The 15,917-nt window shown below is 74.4% G+C and carries 14 protein-coding genes and 1 rRNA gene; 12 read left to right on the top strand and 3 right to left on the bottom strand.

The window, feature by feature from the left end:
* Both rrf and ABZ898_RS27830 read left to right on the top strand, forming a co-directional pair.
* Window positions 1–95: ribosomal RNA gene (gene rrf / locus ABZ898_RS27825) — 5S ribosomal RNA — on the top strand; the annotation flags it as partial.
* Window positions 96–1,540: 1,445 nt separating this feature from the next.
* Entirely contained in the window at window positions 1,541–2,398 is an 858-nt protein-coding gene (locus ABZ898_RS27830) for a hypothetical protein (RefSeq protein ID WP_361664726.1), read from the top strand.
* A gap of 92 nt (window positions 2,399–2,490) precedes the next feature.
* On the opposite strand, the gene ABZ898_RS27835 is transcribed toward ABZ898_RS27830, so the two are convergent.
* Window positions 2,491–3,774, bottom strand: a complete 1,284-nt coding sequence (locus ABZ898_RS27835; RefSeq protein WP_361664565.1) for a DUF1015 domain-containing protein — start codon at window positions 3,772–3,774, stop codon at window positions 2,491–2,493.
* A 72-nt stretch (window positions 3,775–3,846) separates the two neighbouring features.
* On the opposite strand from ABZ898_RS27835, the gene ABZ898_RS27840 reads away from it, so the two are divergent.
* The 4 genes from ABZ898_RS27840 to ABZ898_RS27855 all read left to right on the top strand — a co-directional run bounded on the left by ABZ898_RS27840 (window position 3,847) and on the right by ABZ898_RS27855 (window position 7,895).
* Complete coding sequence (locus ABZ898_RS27840) at window positions 3,847–4,875, top strand: HAD hydrolase-like protein (RefSeq protein ID WP_361664568.1); 1,029 nt, start codon at window positions 3,847–3,849, stop codon at window positions 4,873–4,875.
* A 70-nt stretch (window positions 4,876–4,945) separates the two neighbouring features.
* Window positions 4,946–5,989, top strand: a complete 1,044-nt coding sequence (locus ABZ898_RS27845; RefSeq protein ID WP_361664570.1) for an iron chelate uptake ABC transporter family permease subunit — start codon at window positions 4,946–4,948, stop codon at window positions 5,987–5,989.
* Window positions 5,986–7,032 carry an iron chelate uptake ABC transporter family permease subunit gene (locus ABZ898_RS27850; RefSeq protein ID WP_361664572.1) on the top strand — a complete coding sequence of 349 codons (1,047 nt, stop codon included), beginning with the start codon at window positions 5,986–5,988 and terminating at the stop codon, window positions 7,030–7,032. Before ABZ898_RS27845 ends, ABZ898_RS27850 begins: the two co-directional genes overlap by 4 nt.
* On the top strand, window positions 7,029–7,895 hold the full coding sequence (locus tag ABZ898_RS27855) for an ABC transporter ATP-binding protein (protein ID WP_361664575.1): 867 nt from the start codon (window positions 7,029–7,031) through the stop codon (window positions 7,893–7,895). The genes ABZ898_RS27850 and ABZ898_RS27855 overlap by 4 nt, the downstream gene beginning before the upstream one ends.
* On the opposite strand, the gene ABZ898_RS27860 is transcribed toward ABZ898_RS27855, so the two are convergent.
* Complete coding sequence (locus ABZ898_RS27860) at window positions 7,879–8,226, bottom strand: sterol-binding protein (RefSeq protein ID WP_361664578.1); 348 nt, start codon at window positions 8,224–8,226, stop codon at window positions 7,879–7,881. The two genes, ABZ898_RS27855 and ABZ898_RS27860, sit on opposite strands and share 17 nt — an antisense overlap.
* Before the next feature lie 42 nt (window positions 8,227–8,268).
* On the opposite strand from ABZ898_RS27860, the gene ABZ898_RS27865 reads away from it, so the two are divergent.
* The 6 genes from ABZ898_RS27865 to ABZ898_RS27890 all read left to right on the top strand — a co-directional run bounded on the left by ABZ898_RS27865 (window position 8,269) and on the right by ABZ898_RS27890 (window position 14,251).
* Window positions 8,269–8,505: a hypothetical protein gene (locus ABZ898_RS27865; protein WP_361664581.1), complete on the top strand. Its 237-nt coding sequence runs from the start codon at window positions 8,269–8,271 to the stop codon at window positions 8,503–8,505.
* Window positions 8,506–8,531: 26 nt separating this feature from the next.
* Complete coding sequence (locus ABZ898_RS27870; RefSeq protein ID WP_361664584.1) at window positions 8,532–9,347, top strand: TlyA family RNA methyltransferase; 816 nt, start codon at window positions 8,532–8,534, stop codon at window positions 9,345–9,347.
* Window positions 9,344–10,270, top strand: coding sequence for an NAD kinase (locus tag ABZ898_RS27875; protein WP_361664587.1), 927 nt, complete (start codon window positions 9,344–9,346; stop codon window positions 10,268–10,270). Before ABZ898_RS27870 ends, ABZ898_RS27875 begins: the two co-directional genes overlap by 4 nt.
* A gap of 63 nt (window positions 10,271–10,333) precedes the next feature.
* Window positions 10,334–12,067: a DNA repair protein RecN gene (gene recN, locus ABZ898_RS27880; RefSeq protein WP_361664729.1), complete on the top strand. Its 1,734-nt coding sequence runs from the start codon at window positions 10,334–10,336 to the stop codon at window positions 12,065–12,067.
* Window positions 12,068–12,076: 9 nt separating this feature from the next.
* On the top strand, window positions 12,077–12,832 hold the full coding sequence (locus ABZ898_RS27885; RefSeq protein WP_361664590.1) for a hypothetical protein: 756 nt from the start codon (window positions 12,077–12,079) through the stop codon (window positions 12,830–12,832).
* Between the two features lie 282 nt (window positions 12,833–13,114).
* The gene (locus ABZ898_RS27890) at window positions 13,115–14,251 is read left to right on the top strand and encodes a glycosyltransferase family 4 protein (protein WP_361664593.1); all 1,137 of its coding nucleotides are present in this window, start codon (window positions 13,115–13,117) and stop codon (window positions 14,249–14,251) included.
* 12 nt (window positions 14,252–14,263) lie between these two features.
* Here ABZ898_RS27890 and ABZ898_RS27895 read toward each other — a convergent pair whose 3' ends face one another.
* The gene (locus ABZ898_RS27895; RefSeq protein ID WP_361664597.1) at window positions 14,264–15,907 is read right to left on the bottom strand and encodes a PucR family transcriptional regulator ligand-binding domain-containing protein; all 1,644 of its coding nucleotides are present in this window, start codon (window positions 15,905–15,907) and stop codon (window positions 14,264–14,266) included.
* Between the last annotated feature and the right edge of the window lie 10 nt (window positions 15,908–15,917).

Here is a 15,917-nt window from a genome sequence, read left to right on the forward strand (position 1 = left end):
AAACGCCCGGTTACATTCCGAACCCGGAAGCTAAGCCTCACAGCGCCGATGGTACTGCAGGGGGGACCCTGTGGGAGAGTAGGACGCCGCCGAACAATCTTTGGAGGACCCCTGGTCCCAGCGTTCAGCTGGGACCAGGGGTCCTTTTGTTTTTACAATACTTGTGGTACCCGAAGACAGGAGTCACCCGATGTCCACCAACTCTCCCGACGACCGACCGGAGCGCGACCAGCGGCGACGGGACAGTGGTGACCGCGGTGATCGTGGCGGCTACCGCGGCGGCCCGCGTCGGTCCAACGACCGTGGCGACGACCGCCGTTCCGGCGACCGCCCCTCCTTCCGCCGCGACGACCGCGGTGGCGACCGCCGTGACGACCGTGGCGGCGACCGGGGTGACCGTGGCGGGTTCCGCCGCGACGACCGTTCCGGCGGTGACCGTCCCTCCTTCCGCCGTGACGACGACCGTCGTGGCGATGACCGCGGCGGCTTCCGCCGTGACGACCGTGGTGGGTTCCGTGGCCGTGACGACCGTGGCGGCGACCGCCCGTCGTTCCGCCGCGACGACCGTTCCGGCGGCGACCGTCCCTCCTTCCGTCGTGACGACAGCCGTGGCGACTTCCGCCGCGACGACCGCCGTGACGACAGCCGTGGTGGCGACCGTGGTGGGTTCCGCCGCGACGACCGTTCCGGCGGCGACCGCCCGTCCTTCCGCCGCGACGACGACCGTCGTGGCGGTGACCGTCCGACCTTCCGTCGTGACGACAGCCGTGGCGACTTCCGCCGCGACGACCGCCGTGACGACCGTCGCGGCGACGACCGCGGTGGGTTCCGTGGCCGTGACGACCGTGGTGGCGACCGTCCGTCGTTCCGTCGCGACGACCGCTCCGGTGGCGACCGTCCCTCCTTCCGTCGTGACGAGCGCTCGGGCGGTGACCGTCCCTCGTACCGTCGCGACGACAGCCGCAGCGACTTCCGCCGCGATGACCGCGGTGGCGACCGCCGTGACGACCGTGGTGGGTTCCGTGGGCGTGACGACCGTGGTGGTGACCGTCCCTCCTTCCGTCGTGACGACAGCCGTGGCGACTTCCGCCGCGACGACCGTCGTAGCGACGACCGTGGTGGGTTCCGTGGGCGTGACGACCGTGGTGGCGACCGTCCGTCGTTCCGCCGCGACGACCGTCCCGGCGGTGACCGTCCCTCCTTCCGCCGTGACGAGCGCTCCGGTGACCGTCCCTCGTACCGTCGTGACGACAGCCGTGGCGACTTCCGCCGTGACGACCGTCGTGACGACAGCCGTGGTGGCGGTGACCGCGGTGGGTTCCGTGGGCGCGATGACCGGGGAGGTTTCCGTGGGCGGGACGACCGTCGCGGTGATGACCGCGGTGGGTTCCGCGGCCGTGACGACCGTGGCGCGCGTCCGGGCGAGCGGGGCGGCTTCCGTGGCCGTGACGACCGCCGGGACGACCGCCGCGGGGACGACCGCCGTGGTGGGTTCCGGGGCCGTGACGAGCGGGACCGTGACCGGGAGCCGATCAAGCGGCTGCCGATCCCCGAGGAGGTCACCGGCGACGAGGTCGACAAGGACGTCCGCCAGGAGCTGCAGAGCCTCCCGAAGACGCTCGCCGAGGACGTCGCCAGGAACCTGGTGATGGTCGCCCGCCTCATCGACGAGGACCCCGAGCGGGCGTACGGCTACTCCAGGGTCGCCCTGCGTCTGGCGTCCCGTGTGGCCGCCGTGCGCGAGGCCGCCGGCTTCGCCGCCTACGCCAACCAGAAGTACAGCGAGGCCCTGGCCGAGTTCCGTGCCGCGCGCCGGATGACGGGCAACACCGAGCTGTGGCCCGTGATGGCCGACTGCGAGCGTGGGCTCGGGCGTCCGGAGAAGGCGCTGGACATGGCCGGTGCCCCCGAGGTGCAGAAGCTGGACAAGGCCGGCCAGGTCGAGATGCGGCTCGTCGCCGCCGGTGCCCGGCGTGACATGGACCAGCTGGACGCGGCCATCGTGACGCTGCAGAGCCAGGAGCTGGCCTCCAACTCCGTCCAGCCCTGGACCGCCCGCCTGCGGTACGCCTACGCGGACGCCCTGCTGGCCGCCGGCCGGGAGAGCGAGGCGCGTGAGTGGTTCGCCAAGGCCGTCGAGGCCGACCGCGACGGCAGCACGGACGCCTCCGACCGGCTCGCCGAGCTGGACGGTGTGGAGTTCGTCGACGCCATGGACGAGGACGACGAGAACGAGACCGTGGTGACGGTCGTGGTGGACGAGGACACCACCACCGACGACACCACGACCGACGACGTGTCCGACGAGGACGCGTCCGACGACGACGAGCCCGAGGCCGATGAGCCCGAGGCCGATGAGCCGAAGATCGTCCAGATCAAGGACTCCACCGAGGACTGATCCTCGCGCGGAGGACGGAAGAGAACACGAAAAAAGGGCGGGACCCCAGCGGTCCCGCCCTTTTTTCGTGCCCGTATCGGCCGGAGGCGGCCTCAGATGTCCACCACCCGCAGCACCAGGCCCGACGCCGGCTTGGGGCCGAAGGACGTCGACTTGCGGGGCATCGTCACGCCCTGGCGGGCCAGCTCGCGCACGACCTCCTCGCGCACCGGGTGCAGCAGCACGGCCGTACCGCCGTCGCGTTCCGCCTTGGCGACCGTCGCCTCCGTGTCGTGGATGTAGGCGATGTGCGCGGGGGAGTCCTCGGGGATGTGCCAGACGTGCTCCAGGAGCGCGGCGTGCAGGACGGTCGCGTCCAGGGAGCGCCAGGCGGCCGGGTGGCCGGCCGGGACCGTGCGGGCGAGCAGCGCCGGGTCCGGGTGGTCCAGCAGATGGAAGGCGCCGTCGCCGGCCAGCAGGAACGCGTTGCCCTCGGCGGCCGCCTCGGCGAGTTCCGCGAGCGCCTCGGCCAGCGGTACCTCCAGACGCCGTACCCGGAACAGGCCTTCCACGGCGGCGAGGGCGTCGGCCACCGGCAGGCCGTGCAGCAGGCGGTGGATGGCGCGGACACGCAGCGGGTAGCGGGCGGTGTCGACCAGCAGGACCAGGCCCAGGTCCCAGGGGCCGGGGGAGGGGTGCTCGGCGCGCAGCAGGCGGTAGGTGGCCCAGCGGTGGTGGCCGTCGGCGATGAGGGCCTGGTGGTGGGCGAGGTCGGCCCGCACCAGGGCCAGTTCGGACCGGTCGGTCAGGGCCCACAGGCGGTGGCGTACGCCGTCCTCGGTGGTGGTCGTCAGCAGGGCCGGGAGTTTCGCGGTGCGCTCGACGACGTCGCTGGTGGGGCCGTCGCCGCGGTAGGTCAGCAGCAGGGGTTCCAGGTTGGCGCGGGTGGTGCGCATCAGGGCCGCGCGGTCGGCGACCACCGGTGTCATCACGTCCTCGTGGGGGAGGACGACGCCCTCCTCCGGCTCCGAGACCCGCAGGGCGCCGATGACACCGCGCTGGACGAGGCCGTCGACGTCCTGCTGTTCGTACACGTACAGGGCCGGATCGGGGTCGGGGGCGAGGACGCCCTCGGCGAGCCAGCGGCGCAGCGTGTCGGCGGCCTGTTCGTTGCGGATGTCGGGCGTGTCGGCCTGGGGCAGGATCAGCCGGACGATGTTGTACGGGTCGGCGTCCTGGAGGTGGTGCAGGCCGTCTGGGCGTACGACGACGTCGTACGGCGGGGAGGTGACGGAGGCCAGGCTGCCGACCCGTTCGGGGTCGTAACGAAGGCCGCGGAACGGGGTGAGTTCCAGACCTCGGGGCGCCATTGCTTCCGAGTGACCTGCGATGTTCATCCCGGCATCGTACGTCTGCGGGCGGCTTGCGGGATGATCGGGGGAAAGAGCGTCGAACGAGGAGCGATACGGATGAGCCGGAGCGTCAGGACGAGCCCCGAGGGCAGCGAGCGGCCCCTGAACGAGGCGTACGACACGGCGCTGCTCGACCTGGACGGGGTGGTGTACGCGGGCGGTGAGGCCATCGCGCACGCCGTGGACTCGCTGGCCGACGCCCGCGCCGAGGGCATGCACCTCGCGTATGTCACCAACAACGCGCTGCGCACCCCGGACACCGTGGCGGAGCACCTCACCGAGCTGGGCATACCGACCGGCGCCGACGACGTGATCACCTCCGCGCAGGCGGTGGCCCGGCTGATCAGCGAGCAGGTGCCCGCCGGGGCGAAGGTGCTGGTGATCGGCGGTGAGGGGCTGCGGGTGGCGCTGCGCGAGCGCGGGCTGACCCCGGTGGAGTCGGCCGACGACGACCCGGTCGCCGTGGTGCAGGGGTACGGCGGACCCGACCTGGCGTGGGGGCGGTTCGCGGAGGCGTCGTACGCGGTGGCGCGCGGGGTGCCGTGGTTCGCGTCCAACACCGACCTGACCATCCCGAGCGGGCGGGGCATCGCGCCGGGCAACGGCGCGGCGGTCGAGGTGGTGCGGATCGCCACCGGTGCCGAGCCGCAGGTGGCGGGCAAGCCGCTGCCCCCGATGCACAAGGAGACCATCCTGCGCACCGGTGCGAAGCGGCCGCTGGTGGTCGGCGACCGGCTGGACACCGACATCGAGGGCGCCTGCAACGGCGAGGTCGACTCGCTGCTGGTGCTCACCGGCGTCACCGACGGCGCCCAGCTGCTGGCCGCGCCGCCCCAGCACCGGCCGACCTATGTGGACGCGGATCTGCGGGGTCTGCTGACCGGGCAGCCCGAAGTGGTGCGGGAGGGCGAGGGCTTCTCCTGCGGTGGCTGGAGCGCCACGGCCGGGGCCGGCGGGCTGGAGCTGTCGGGCGAGGGGTCCGCGGTGGACGGGCTGCGCGCGCTGTGCGCGGCGGCCTGGACGGCGGCCGGGGACGGCAGTTGTGCGCTGGACGCGGAGAAGGCGCTGGCCAGGCTGGGTGTTTGAGGCTTGTCCCACACCGCGGCCGGGGGTCTCGGGATCGAGATCGAATAGCAGGATAGGCTAACCTAACCGCGTGTTGGTCGAGAGTCCTCCGGAACAGCGCGCGGCAGCCGCCGCAGCGCCCCCGAAGCGACGGCTGGTGCGTGCCCTCGGGCTGCTCCTCGCCGTCGTCCTTCTGGCGTGCGTCGCCATGACGAGTATCGGCGTCGGCGCCAAGTCCCTGGCGCCGGACCTGATCTGGCACGGGTTGTTCCACGACACCGGGACCTACGCGGACATCGTCGTGCGGGACCGGATCTCCCGGACCGTCCTCGGCCTGCTGGCCGGGGCCGCGTTCGGGCTGTCCGGCTCGGTGCTCCAGGCGCTCACCCGCAACCCGCTGGCCGACCCCGGCCTGCTCGGCATCAACGCCGGCGCCTCCGCCGCCGTCGTCACGGCCATCACCTTCTTCGGCGTGACCTCGCTGAGCGGCTATGTGTGGTTCGCGTTCGCGGGCGCGGCCGCCGTGGGCGCGCTGGTGTGGTTCCTGGGCGGCAGCCGGGGCGCCACCCCGGTACGGCTCGCGCTGTCCGGCACCGCGATCGGCGCCGCGCTGTACGGGTACCTCCAGGCGGTGATGATCGTAGATGACGAGGCGCTGTCCCGGATGCGTTTCTGGACGGTCGGCTCGCTGGACGCCGCCACCGACCGGACCATCGTCCAGGTGCTGCCGTTCCTCGCCGCCGGCATGGTCCTCTCGCTGGCCCTGGCCCGGCCGCTGAACGCCATGGAGATGGGCGACGACACCGCCCGCGCGCTCGGCGCCCACCTGGGCCGCACCCGTGCGCTGGCCATGCTGGCGGCGACCGTGCTGTGCGGCGCGGCGACCGCGGCCTGCGGCCCGGTCATGTTCGTCGGGCTGATGGTGCCGCACGTCGTGCGCTCCTTCACCGGGCCCGACCTGCGCTGGATCCTCCCGTACGCCGCCGTGCTGTCGCCCGTGCTGCTGCTCGGCGCCGACATCATCGGCCGTCTCGTGGCCCGGCCCGCGGAGATCCAGGTCGGCATCGTCACCGCGCTCATCGGCGGCCCGGTCTTCATCTTTCTCGTACGGCGGCGAAGGACGGCCCAGCTGTGAAGACACTCTCCCGGAGCCGTGCGGTACGCACCCCCGGCGGGCTCTCGCTGCGCCTGGACCCGCGCTCCGTCCTCGTCGTGGTCCTCCTGCTGCTCGCCGTGCTGGTCGCGGGCGTCGCGCTGATCGGCACCGGCGACGCGCACATACCCGCGGCCGACGTGCTGCGGGCCCTGGCGGGCGACGGCAGCCCGTCGGAGGACTTCATCGTCAACGAACTGCGGCTGCCCCGGCTGCTGGTCGGACTGCTGGTGGGCGCGTCGCTGGGGCTCGGCGGGGCACTGTTCCAGTCGATCTCGCGCAACCCGCTCGGCAGCCCCGACGTGCTCGGCCTGTCCCAGGGCTCGACCGCGGGCGCCCTGGTGACGATCGTGCTGTTCTCCGGCAGTGCCACCGCGGTGACCCTGGGCGCGCTGGCGGGCGGCCTCGTCACGGGCCTCGGCATCTATCTGCTCGCCTGGAAACAGGGGGTGCACGGATACCGGCTGGTCCTGGTCGGCATCGGTGTCTCCGCCGTCGTGACCGCCGTCAACGGCTATCTGATCACCAAGGCCGACATCGTGGACGCGGCCCGCGCGGTGGTGTGGATGACCGGCTCCCTCAGCGGACGGGACTGGACCCAGGTCTGGCCGCTGCTGGTCCTGTGCGCGGTGCTCGTCCCGCTGGTCCTCGCCAACGGGCGGGGCCTCAGGACGCTGGAGATGGGCGACGACGTGGCCCACGCCCTCGGCGTACGGGTGCACCGGGTACGGCTGGTGCTGATGGTGTGCGCCGTCCTGCTCACCGCGGCCGCCACCGCCGCGGCGGGACCCGTCGGCTTCGTGGCCCTCACCTCGCCGCAGCTCGCCCGGCGCCTGACCCGCTCGCCGGGCCCCAACCTCGTGCCCTCGCTGTGCATGGGCGCGGCCCTGCTGGTCGTCGCCGACTGGGTCTGCCAGCGTGCCTTCGGTGCCGACCAGTTGCCCGTCGGCGTGGTCACCGGGGTCGTCGGCGGCGCCTACCTGCTGTGGCTGCTGGTCAGCGAGCGCCGGGCGGGGCGGGTATGAGCGCCGGAGCCAGCGGACCCCAGCCGAACACTTCGAGGAGCACCAGCACCGTGAACCGCCTGTCCGCCGAGAACGTCACCCTCGCCTACGAACAGCGCGTCATCGCCGACGGCCTGTCGGTGGAGATACCGGACAACTCCTTCACCGTCATCGTCGGCCCCAACGCGTGCGGCAAGTCCACCCTGCTGCGGGCGCTGTCCCGGATGCTGAAGCCGTCCGCCGGCCGGGTGCTGCTCGACGGCGAGGCCATCCAGTCGATGCCGGCGAAGAAGGTCGCCCGTACCCTGGGTCTGCTCCCGCAGTCCTCCATCGCGCCCGACGGCATCACCGTGGCCGATCTGGTCGGCCGGGGCCGCTACCCGCACCAGGGGCTGCTGCGCCAGTGGTCGGCCGAGGACGAGCGGGTCGTCCAGGAGTCCATGGAGCGGACGGGCGTCACCGAACTCGCCGAGCGGTACGTGGACGAACTCTCCGGCGGTCAGCGCCAGCGCGTCTGGATCGCCATGGCGCTGGCCCAGCAGACCCCGCTGCTGCTCCTGGACGAGCCGACCACCTACCTCGACATCCAGCACCAGATCGACGTCCTCGACCTGTGCGCCGAACTGCACGAGACCGAGAACCGCACCCTGGTCGCCGTCCTGCACGACCTCAACCACGCCGCGCGCTACGCCACCCACCTCATCGCCCTGCGCGACGGCCAGGTGGTCGCCGAGGGCGCGCCGAACGACATCGTCACCGCCGAGCTGGTCGAGCGGGTCTTCGGGCTGCGCTGCCAGGTCATCGAGGACCCCGAGACCGGGACCCCGCTGGTCGTGCCCGCCGCCCGCAAGGCGCGGGCGGCGAAGGTCACAGCAGCTTCCTGAGCCGGAACAGGTCCATGAGGCCCGCCTCCAGCCGGATGCGGCCCGAGCCCCAGGCGCCGGCGAAGTTCAGCTCGCCGTCCACCAGCGCCACCAGGTCGTCCCCGGCCAGCGCGAGCCGGATCTGGGCCCGCTCGCGGGGCGGGCCCGGCAGGGTCTCGGCCACCTCGATCCGGCCGCCTCTCATGCGTCCGGCGAAGGTGACGTCCAGGTCGGTGACATGGCAGCTCACCGAGCGGTCCAGCGCGGCGGCCGCGCCGACGTCGCCCTCGGCGTGGCTCATGCTGTCCGAAAGCTTCTCCAGTGCCGTACGGCACTCCTCGATCGTGGCCATCGCGCACGACGGTACCCCAGGCGTTCGCGGTAGCGTCTGGGCATGAGCGAGTCCGCGCCCGGGCCGGTGTCCCCGGAGCCCGAGTCCGACCCGGCGGCCCCGGCGCCGCTGGCCGTCCCCCGCACCCCCACCGGGGACGCCGGGGTCGACGCCCGCGTGGCCCGGCTGGCCGACGCCGACCACCTGCGCACCGACGGACACCTCGGCGTGTACGAGGATGTACACCGGGGGCTGCGCGACGCGCTCGGCGCGCTCGACGCCCGCCCGGACCATCACTGAGCACTGAAGCAGGAGCTGAACCGAACGTGGCAGGAGTCGCACGCCGCCGTCTGGACGCGGAACTGGTCCGCCGGAAGCTGGCGCGCTCGCGCGAGCACGCGAGCCAGTTGATCGCCGCCGGACGGGTCACCGTCGGCAAGACCGTGGCGACCAAGCCGGCCACCCAGGTGGAGACCGCCGCCGCGATCGTGGTCCTGAGCGACGACACCGACCCCGACTACGTCTCCCGCGGCGGCCACAAGCTCGCCGGGGCGCTCGCCGCCTTCGTCCCCCAGGGACTCGAGGTCGAGGGCCGCCGCGCCCTGGACGCGGGCGCCTCCACCGGCGGTTTCACCGACGTCCTGCTGCGCGCGGGCGTCTCCCGGGTCGTCGCCGTGGACGTCGGATACGGACAACTCGCCTGGTCTCTCCAGAACGATGAACGGGTCGTCGTCAAGGACCGTACGAACGTACGCGAGCTGACGCTCGACGAGATCGACGGGGAGCCGGTGGGCCTGGTGGTGGGGGATCTGTCCTTCATCCCGCTCGGTCTGGTGCTGCCCGCGCTCAAGAGGTGCGTGACGCCGGACGCCGATCTGGTGATGATGGTCAAACCGCAGTTCGAGGTGGGTAAGGAACGGCTGGGCAGCGGGGGTGTCGTACGGAGTCCGCAACTGCGGGCGGAAGCCGTGCGCGGGGTGGCCGCGAAGGCGTGGGAGCTGGGTCTCGGGGTGCGAGGAGTCACCGCGAGCCCACTGCCGGGCCCGTCCGGCAATGTCGAGTACTTTCTCTGGCTGCGGGCCGGAGCGCCCGAGCTGGACCCGGCCGAGGTGAGTCGTGCAGTGGCGGAGGGGCCGAGTTGACACATAACCGAGCGCGTACTGTTTTCCTGCTCGCCCACACCGGGCGTACCGCGGCGATCCGCAGCGCGGAACTCGTCGTCAAGGGACTGCTGCGGTCCGGTATCGGGGTGCGGGTGCTGGAGGAGGAGGCGCGCGACCTGCCGCTGCCGGGCGAACCGGCAGGGGTCGAACTCGTCAAGGAGGCGACTCCGCAGTCACTCGACGGGTGCGAACTGCTGATCGTCCTCGGCGGTGACGGCACCCTGCTGCGCGGCGCCGAGTTCGCCCGCGCCTCCGGAGTGCCGATGCTCGGCGTCAACCTCGGCAGCGTCGGCTTCCTCGCCGAGGCCGAGCGGGACGACCTGGACCGCGTGGTCGACCGGGTGGTGGCCCGCTCCTACGAGGTCGAGGAGCGCATGACCATCGACGTGGTCGTGCACCGCAACGGCGACATCGTGCACACCGACTGGGCGCTGAACGAGGCGGCCGTGCAGAAGGTGTCCGCCGAGAAGATGCTCGAAGTGGTGCTGGAGATCGACGGCCGCCCCGTCACCGCCTTCGGCTGCGACGGCATCGTGCTCTCCACGCCCACCGGCTCCACCGCCTACGCGTTCTCCGCCGGGGGACCGGTGGTGTGGCCCGAGGTCGAGGCGCTCCTCATGGTCCCGATCAGCGCGCACGCCCTGTTCGCCAAGCCGCTGGTCACCTCGCCCGACTCGGTCCTCGCCGTCGAGGTGCTCCCGCACGTCCCGCCGGGCGTGCTGTGGTGCGACGGCCGCCGCACCATCGAGCTGCCGCCCGGCGCGCGGGTCGAGGTCCGGCGCGGCGCGGTGCCGGTCCGGCTGGCCCGGCTGCACCACGCCTCCTTCACCGACCGGCTGGTGGCGAAGTTCGCCCTGCCGACCACCGGCTGGCGCGGCGCCCGGGACCACTCCTCGGAGTGACAGGGGCGGCCCGTGTGCGTTCCGCGCTCCGGACCTCGTAAGGTCTGTTCCGTGTTGGAGGAGATGCGGATACGGTCGCTCGGGGTCATCGACGACGCCGTGGTCGAGCTCTCGCCGGGATTCACCGCGGTCACCGGTGAGACGGGCGCGGGCAAGACCATGGTGGTCACCAGCCTGGGACTGCTGCTCGGCGGGCGCGCCGACCCGGCGCTCGTGCGGATCGGCGCGGGCAAGGCGGTGGTGGAGGGGCGGATCGCCCTGGCCGCCGGCGCCTCCGCCCTCGCGCGTGCGGAGGAGGCCGGGGCCGAGCTGGACGACGGCGCCCTGCTGATCAGCCGCACCCTCTCGGCCGAGGGCCGCTCCCGCGCGCACCTCGGCGGGCGCAGCGTGCCCGTGGGGCTGCTCGCCGAGCTGGCCGACGAGCTGGTGGCCGTGCACGGCCAGACCGACCAGCAGGGCCTGCTCAAGCTGTCCCGGCAGCGGCAGGCCCTGGACCGGTACGCGGGCGAGGCCGTCTCCGGCCCGCTGACCGCGTACACCGAGGCGTACCGGCGGCTGCGGGCCGTCGCGGGCGAGCTGGACGAGATCGTCACCCGCGCCCGCGAGCGCGCCCAGGAAGCCGACCTGCTGCGCTACGGCCTGGACGAGATCGCCGCCGTCGAACCCCGCGCCGGGGAGGACACCGAACTCGCCGAGGAGGCGGAGCGGCTCGGGCACGCCGAGGCGCTGGCCGGCGCGGCCACCGCGGCGCACGCCGCGCTCGCGGGCAACCCCGAGGACCCGGAGGGCATCGACGCGTCCACCCTGGTCGCCGGTGCCCACCGGGCGCTGGAGGCGGTCCGCGCCCACGACCCGGCGCTGGCCGCGCTCACCGACCGCATCGGGGAGATCGGCATCCTTCTCACCGACGTCGCCGGTGAGCTGGCGGGATACGCGGACGACCTGGACGCCGACCCGCTGCGGCTGGCCGCCGTGGAGGAGCGCCGGGCCGCGCTGACCGCGCTCACCCGGAAGTACGGCGAGGACATCGCCGGGGTCCTGGCCTGGGGCGAGCAGGGTGCCGCGCGGCTGACCGAGCTGGACGGCGACGACGAGCGGATCGGGGAGCTGACCGCCGAGCGTGACGCCCTGGGCGCCGAACTCGGCGCGCTCGCCGAGGAGTTGACCAAGGCCCGCACGGAGGCCGCCGAGCGGTTCGCCGCCGCCGTCACCGCCGAACTGGCCTCGCTGGCGATGCCGCACGCGCGCGTCTCCTTCGACATCCGGCAGACCGAGGACCCCGACGGCATCGAGGCGGGCGGCCGCACGGTCGCCTACGGGCCCGCCGGTGTCGACGAGGTCGAGCTGCTGCTCGCCCCGCACCCCGGTGCCCCGCCCCGGCCCGTCGCCAAGGGCGCCTCCGGCGGTGAGCTGTCCCGCGTGATGCTCGCCGTCGAGGTGGTGTTCGCGGGGACCGACCCGGTGCCGACCTACCTCTTCGACGAGGTCGACGCCGGTGTCGGCGGCAAGGCGGCCGTGGAGATCGGGCGGCGGCTGGCGAAGCTCGCCCGGACCGCCCAGGTCGTGGTGGTCACCCACCTGCCGCAGGTCGCCGCGTTCGCCGACCGGCAGTTGCTGGTGGAGAAGACCAACGACGGCTCGGTCACCCGGTCCGGGGTGAAGGTCCTGGAGGGGGAGGACCGCGTCCGCGAACTCTCCCGCATGCTGGCCGGACAGGAGGACTCCGAGGCGGCACGCGCCCATGCCGAGGAACTCCTCGCCACGGCCCGCGCGGAGGACCGGACCTCGCCTCACTAGGCTGGGCGGATGACCGTACGCACCGGCCGCGCCGCCGCCCTCTTCACCTCGGCCCTGCTGACACGCGGGCTGACGGCGGCGCTCCGGTTCCGCCCGCCTGGCGGCCCCGGCCGCTGGGAGCGTCCGAACCACGCCGGCCGCACCGTCGAGCTGTACGCGGGCACCGCCTGCGCCGCCGCCACCGCGTTCGCGGCCACGCGGGTCCACCCGGCGGCCGGGCTGGCCGTGCTCGCGGCCGGAACCTGCGGGGCCTACGACGACATCGCCGGGGCCGGCGACCCGCGCCGCGGCTTCCGGGCCCATCTCGGCGCCCTGCGCGAGGGCGAAGTCACCTCCGGCGCGGTCAAGTTGCTGGGCGTCTCCGCCGCCGCGCTGGTCGCCGGGACCCTGCTGAAGGAGCGGCCGCTCGACCGGCTCCTCGCGGCCGTCGTCATCGCGGGCGCCGCGCACACCGTGAACCTGCTCGACGTACGCCCCGGCCGCGCGGCGGGTGCCGTGCTCGCGCTCGCGGCACCGGGCCTGCTCCGGAGCGGGCCGGGAGGCGCGCTGGCCGCGGTCGCGGCGGGCGGGGCGGCCGCCGTGCTCCCGGAGGACCTCAGGGAGCGGGCCATGCTCGGTGACACCGGCGCGCACGCCCTGGGAGCGGCGCTCGGCGCCGCCGCGGCGCTGGCCAACCGGCGCGCGGGCCTGGCCGTGCACGCCGCCGCGGTGGTCGCCGCCACCGTGTATGGGGACCGGGTCACCGCCTGGGCGCGCGCTCTGTGAGCCGCTGACCTCCCGGTACGCGCGCCGGCCGGCTCCGCCCGGCCCCCGGCCGCTCTCACTCGTACGGGTGAGATGCGACGGCGCATTGCCACCGCGCGCGGTCCCGTGGGTCCGCCGGTATCGCACGGAACAGCCGTACGTACTGGCATGCTTGACGGTGTGCCGGGGCGGGCGCCGGCCCCGCGCGGCCCGCCGCACCCGGCCCCGCCGCATCGCCGTTCGCTACCTTCTGTACGTCCTCACCCGACCCACCCCGCCCCGAACCCAGGAGCCCCGGCCTTCGTGACCCCCTTGACCAGCAACGCCCCGCACGGCCAGTCCTCGCTGCGCGCCGTGCAGGTGCTCGGCGGCGGCAACGCCGGGAGCAGCGCCCATGTGCGCTCGCTGGCCGAGGGGCTGGTCGCGCGCGGTGTGCGGGTCACCGTGTGCGCCCCGGCCGAGGCCGACCGTGCCTACGACTTCGGGGGCACCGGCGCCGAGCACGTGCCGGTGCCGCGCAGCAGCGACCCGGCCGCCGTGGCCCAGCTCAGGGCGGCCTGCGCGGACGCCGACCTGGTGCACGCGCACGGGCTGCACGCCTCCTTCCGTGCCGCGCTGGCCCTCGGCGGACGCACCACCCCGCTGGTCGTCACCTGGCACGACCGCTCCTACGCCGAGGGCGCGCGGGCGCATCTGCTGCGGCTGCTGGAGCGGCGCGTGGCGCGGACCGCCGCCGTGGTCCTCGGCACCAGCTCCGCCCTGGTGGACCGGGCCCGCCGCAGCGGCGCCCGCGACGCCCGGCTCGGCGCGATGGCGCTGCCCGGCCGCTCCCGCGCCGCCGGGCCCGAGGACCCGGACCGCCCCTCGGCCAAGCTGCGCGCCGAACTCGGCGCCACCGGCCGCCCGTTGCTCCTCGCGGTCGGCTCCCTCGACCGGCACCGCGGCTACGACGTCCTGCTCGACGCCGCCCGCGCCTGGCGCGGCCTCGACCCGCAGCCGCTGACCCTGATCGCGGGCGAGGGCCCGCTCCGCTTCGAGCTGCAACAGCGCATCACCGACGAGGAGTTGCCCGTCAGGCTGCTCGGCGTGCGCGACGACGTGCCCGACCTCCTCGCGGCCGCCGACCTCGCCCTGCTCACCAGCCGCTGGGAGTCCCGCCCGCTTATCGCCCAGGAGGCACTGCACGCCCGCGTGCCCCTGGTCGCCACCGCGGTCGGCGGCGTCCCCGACCTGGTCGGCGACGCGGCCGAACTCGTCCCCTACGGCGATCCGGCCGCCCTCGCCGACGCCGTCGTCCGGCTCCTCGCCGACCCCGGACACCGCGAGCGGCTCACCGAGCGCGGCACCCGGCAGGCGGCCGGCTGGCCGACCGAGGACGACACGATCGCCCAGGTCCTCAGCATCTACGACGAGTTGACCCAGCCCCTGGCCCTGCTCTAGGAGGCGTCCCGGCTATTCCACGTGCCGCCGTGCCCGAAGCGCCAGGCTCAACGCCACCACCGTGTGCGGGTCGTCGAGGTCGGTGTTGAGCAACTCGGCGACGCGCGCGAGGCGGTTGTAGAGGGTCTGGCGGTTGAGATGCAGCTCGCGGGCGGTCTCCGCCTTGCGGCCCGCGTGCGCGAGGTAGGTCTCCAGGGTGGGGAGCAGCGGCGGTCTGGCGCGCTGGTCGTGTTCGAGCAGCGGGCCGATCGTCCGGTCCACGAACGCCGCCAGGTCAGGATGGTCGCGCAGCCGCCACAGCAGCAGGTCGATGTCCAGGCGGCGGGCGTCGTACCAGGGGCGGTCGGTCAGCCCCTGTGCGGCCGACGCCGTCTCCGCCGCGTGCCGCAGGCCCGCCGAGGCCGCCGCCCAGCCGCCCGCCAGCCCCACCACCACGACCGGCGGCCGGGCACCCGGACGGCTCACCCCGGCCCGCTCCGCGCCCGCCCGCAGCGCGGCCGCCACCCGGTCCGCGACCGAGGCCCGGTCCGCCTGCGACCGCAGCCCCACCAGCACCGGCACCCGGCCCTCCACCGGCCGCACCCCCAGCAGCACCGGCATCCCCACCGACGCCAGCTCCTCGCCGACCGCCCGCGCCAGCACCGCCCAGCTCCCCGCCGGGGACAGCGCGTCCCCCACCTTCATCACCACCGGCAGCAGCGGCCCCTCGCCGGGCCGGAACCCCAGCACCCGGGCCTGTGCCGGGGCGTCCCCGGCGCGCACCCGTCCCTCGGCCAGATCGGTCAGGAAGTCGCCCCGGCCGCGCGCCGCGAGCTCCTCCTCCTGGCGGGCCTGCATCAGCACCACCGCCACGGTCCCCGCCACCCGCTCGGCCGCGAGCCGGTGCACCGGCGCCGGCGGCGCGCCGACCGGCAGCAGCACCAGCCGGGCCCGCACCCCGCCCGGCCCCGCGCCCCCGCCCGGCACGTCCACCAGCAGCGCGCCCGCCGGGGGCGGCTGGGAGCGGTGCTGACCGCGCAGCCCCTCCCACACCTGCAACGGGTCGGTGCCCTCGGGACCCCGCCCGGCCGCGTACAGCAGGCGGCCGTCCGCCGTCTCCAGGAACACCGGGGTGGCGCAGAAGTCCGCCAGGATCGCCAGCAGCTGCGGCACCCCGCCCCCGCCGAGCAGCGCCTCGGTGCAGCGCCGGTGCACGTCCTCCGCCCGCTGGAGCAGCGCGTAGTGGCCGTTGACGATCTCGGTGTGGATCTCCTCGGTCACCGCCACGAACGGCACCTCGCGGTGCAGCTGCACCAGCGGCAGCCCCGAGGACCGGGCCGTGTCCACCAGTGCGGCGGGCAGCCGGGAGAAGCGCGGCCCCAGCTCCACCACCAGCGCGGCGATGTCCCGCTCCGCCAGCGTGCGCACGAACGCCCGCTGCTCGGCCGGGCGGGTGCCCAGGCCGTACCCGGTGGTCAGCAGCAGCTCGCCGCCCTTCAGCAGCGAGGCGATGTGCGGGACCTCGCCCGCGTGCACCCAGCGCACCGCCCGGTCCAGCCGGTCCTCGCCCGCCAGAACCTCCGGGAGCCCGCCGCGCAGGCCGGGCAGCTCCAGCGCCCGCCGCACGGTGACATCCGCACCCCGCGAGCCGTCCCGCCCGCTCTCCACGCCGCTCATGCGCCGGACG

The organism is Streptomyces sp. NPDC046860, assembly GCF_040645115.1.
In the GTDB taxonomy this organism is placed as follows: Bacteria; Actinomycetota; Actinomycetes; order Streptomycetales; family Streptomycetaceae; genus Streptomyces.

Excerpts from the sequence above, each read along its gene's own strand:
- ABZ898_RS27835 (WP_361664565.1), bottom strand. The coding sequence starts at position 3,774 with ATGAACATCGCAGGTCACTCGGAAGCAATGGCGCCCCGAGGTCTGGAA.
- ABZ898_RS27840 (WP_361664568.1), top strand. The coding sequence starts at position 3,847 with ATGAGCCGGAGCGTCAGGACGAGCCCCGAGGGCAGCGAGCGGCCCCTG.
- ABZ898_RS27855 (WP_361664575.1), top strand. The coding sequence starts at position 7,029 with ATGAGCGCCGGAGCCAGCGGACCCCAGCCGAACACTTCGAGGAGCACC.
- ABZ898_RS27860 (WP_361664578.1), bottom strand. The coding sequence starts at position 8,226 with ATGGCCACGATCGAGGAGTGCCGTACGGCACTGGAGAAGCTTTCGGAC.
- ABZ898_RS27865 (WP_361664581.1), top strand. The coding sequence starts at position 8,269 with ATGAGCGAGTCCGCGCCCGGGCCGGTGTCCCCGGAGCCCGAGTCCGAC.
- recN (WP_361664729.1), top strand. The coding sequence starts at position 10,334 with ATGCGGATACGGTCGCTCGGGGTCATCGACGACGCCGTGGTCGAGCTC.
- ABZ898_RS27885 (WP_361664590.1), top strand. The coding sequence starts at position 12,077 with ATGACCGTACGCACCGGCCGCGCCGCCGCCCTCTTCACCTCGGCCCTG.
- ABZ898_RS27895 (WP_361664597.1), bottom strand. The coding sequence starts at position 15,907 with ATGAGCGGCGTGGAGAGCGGGCGGGACGGCTCGCGGGGTGCGGATGTC.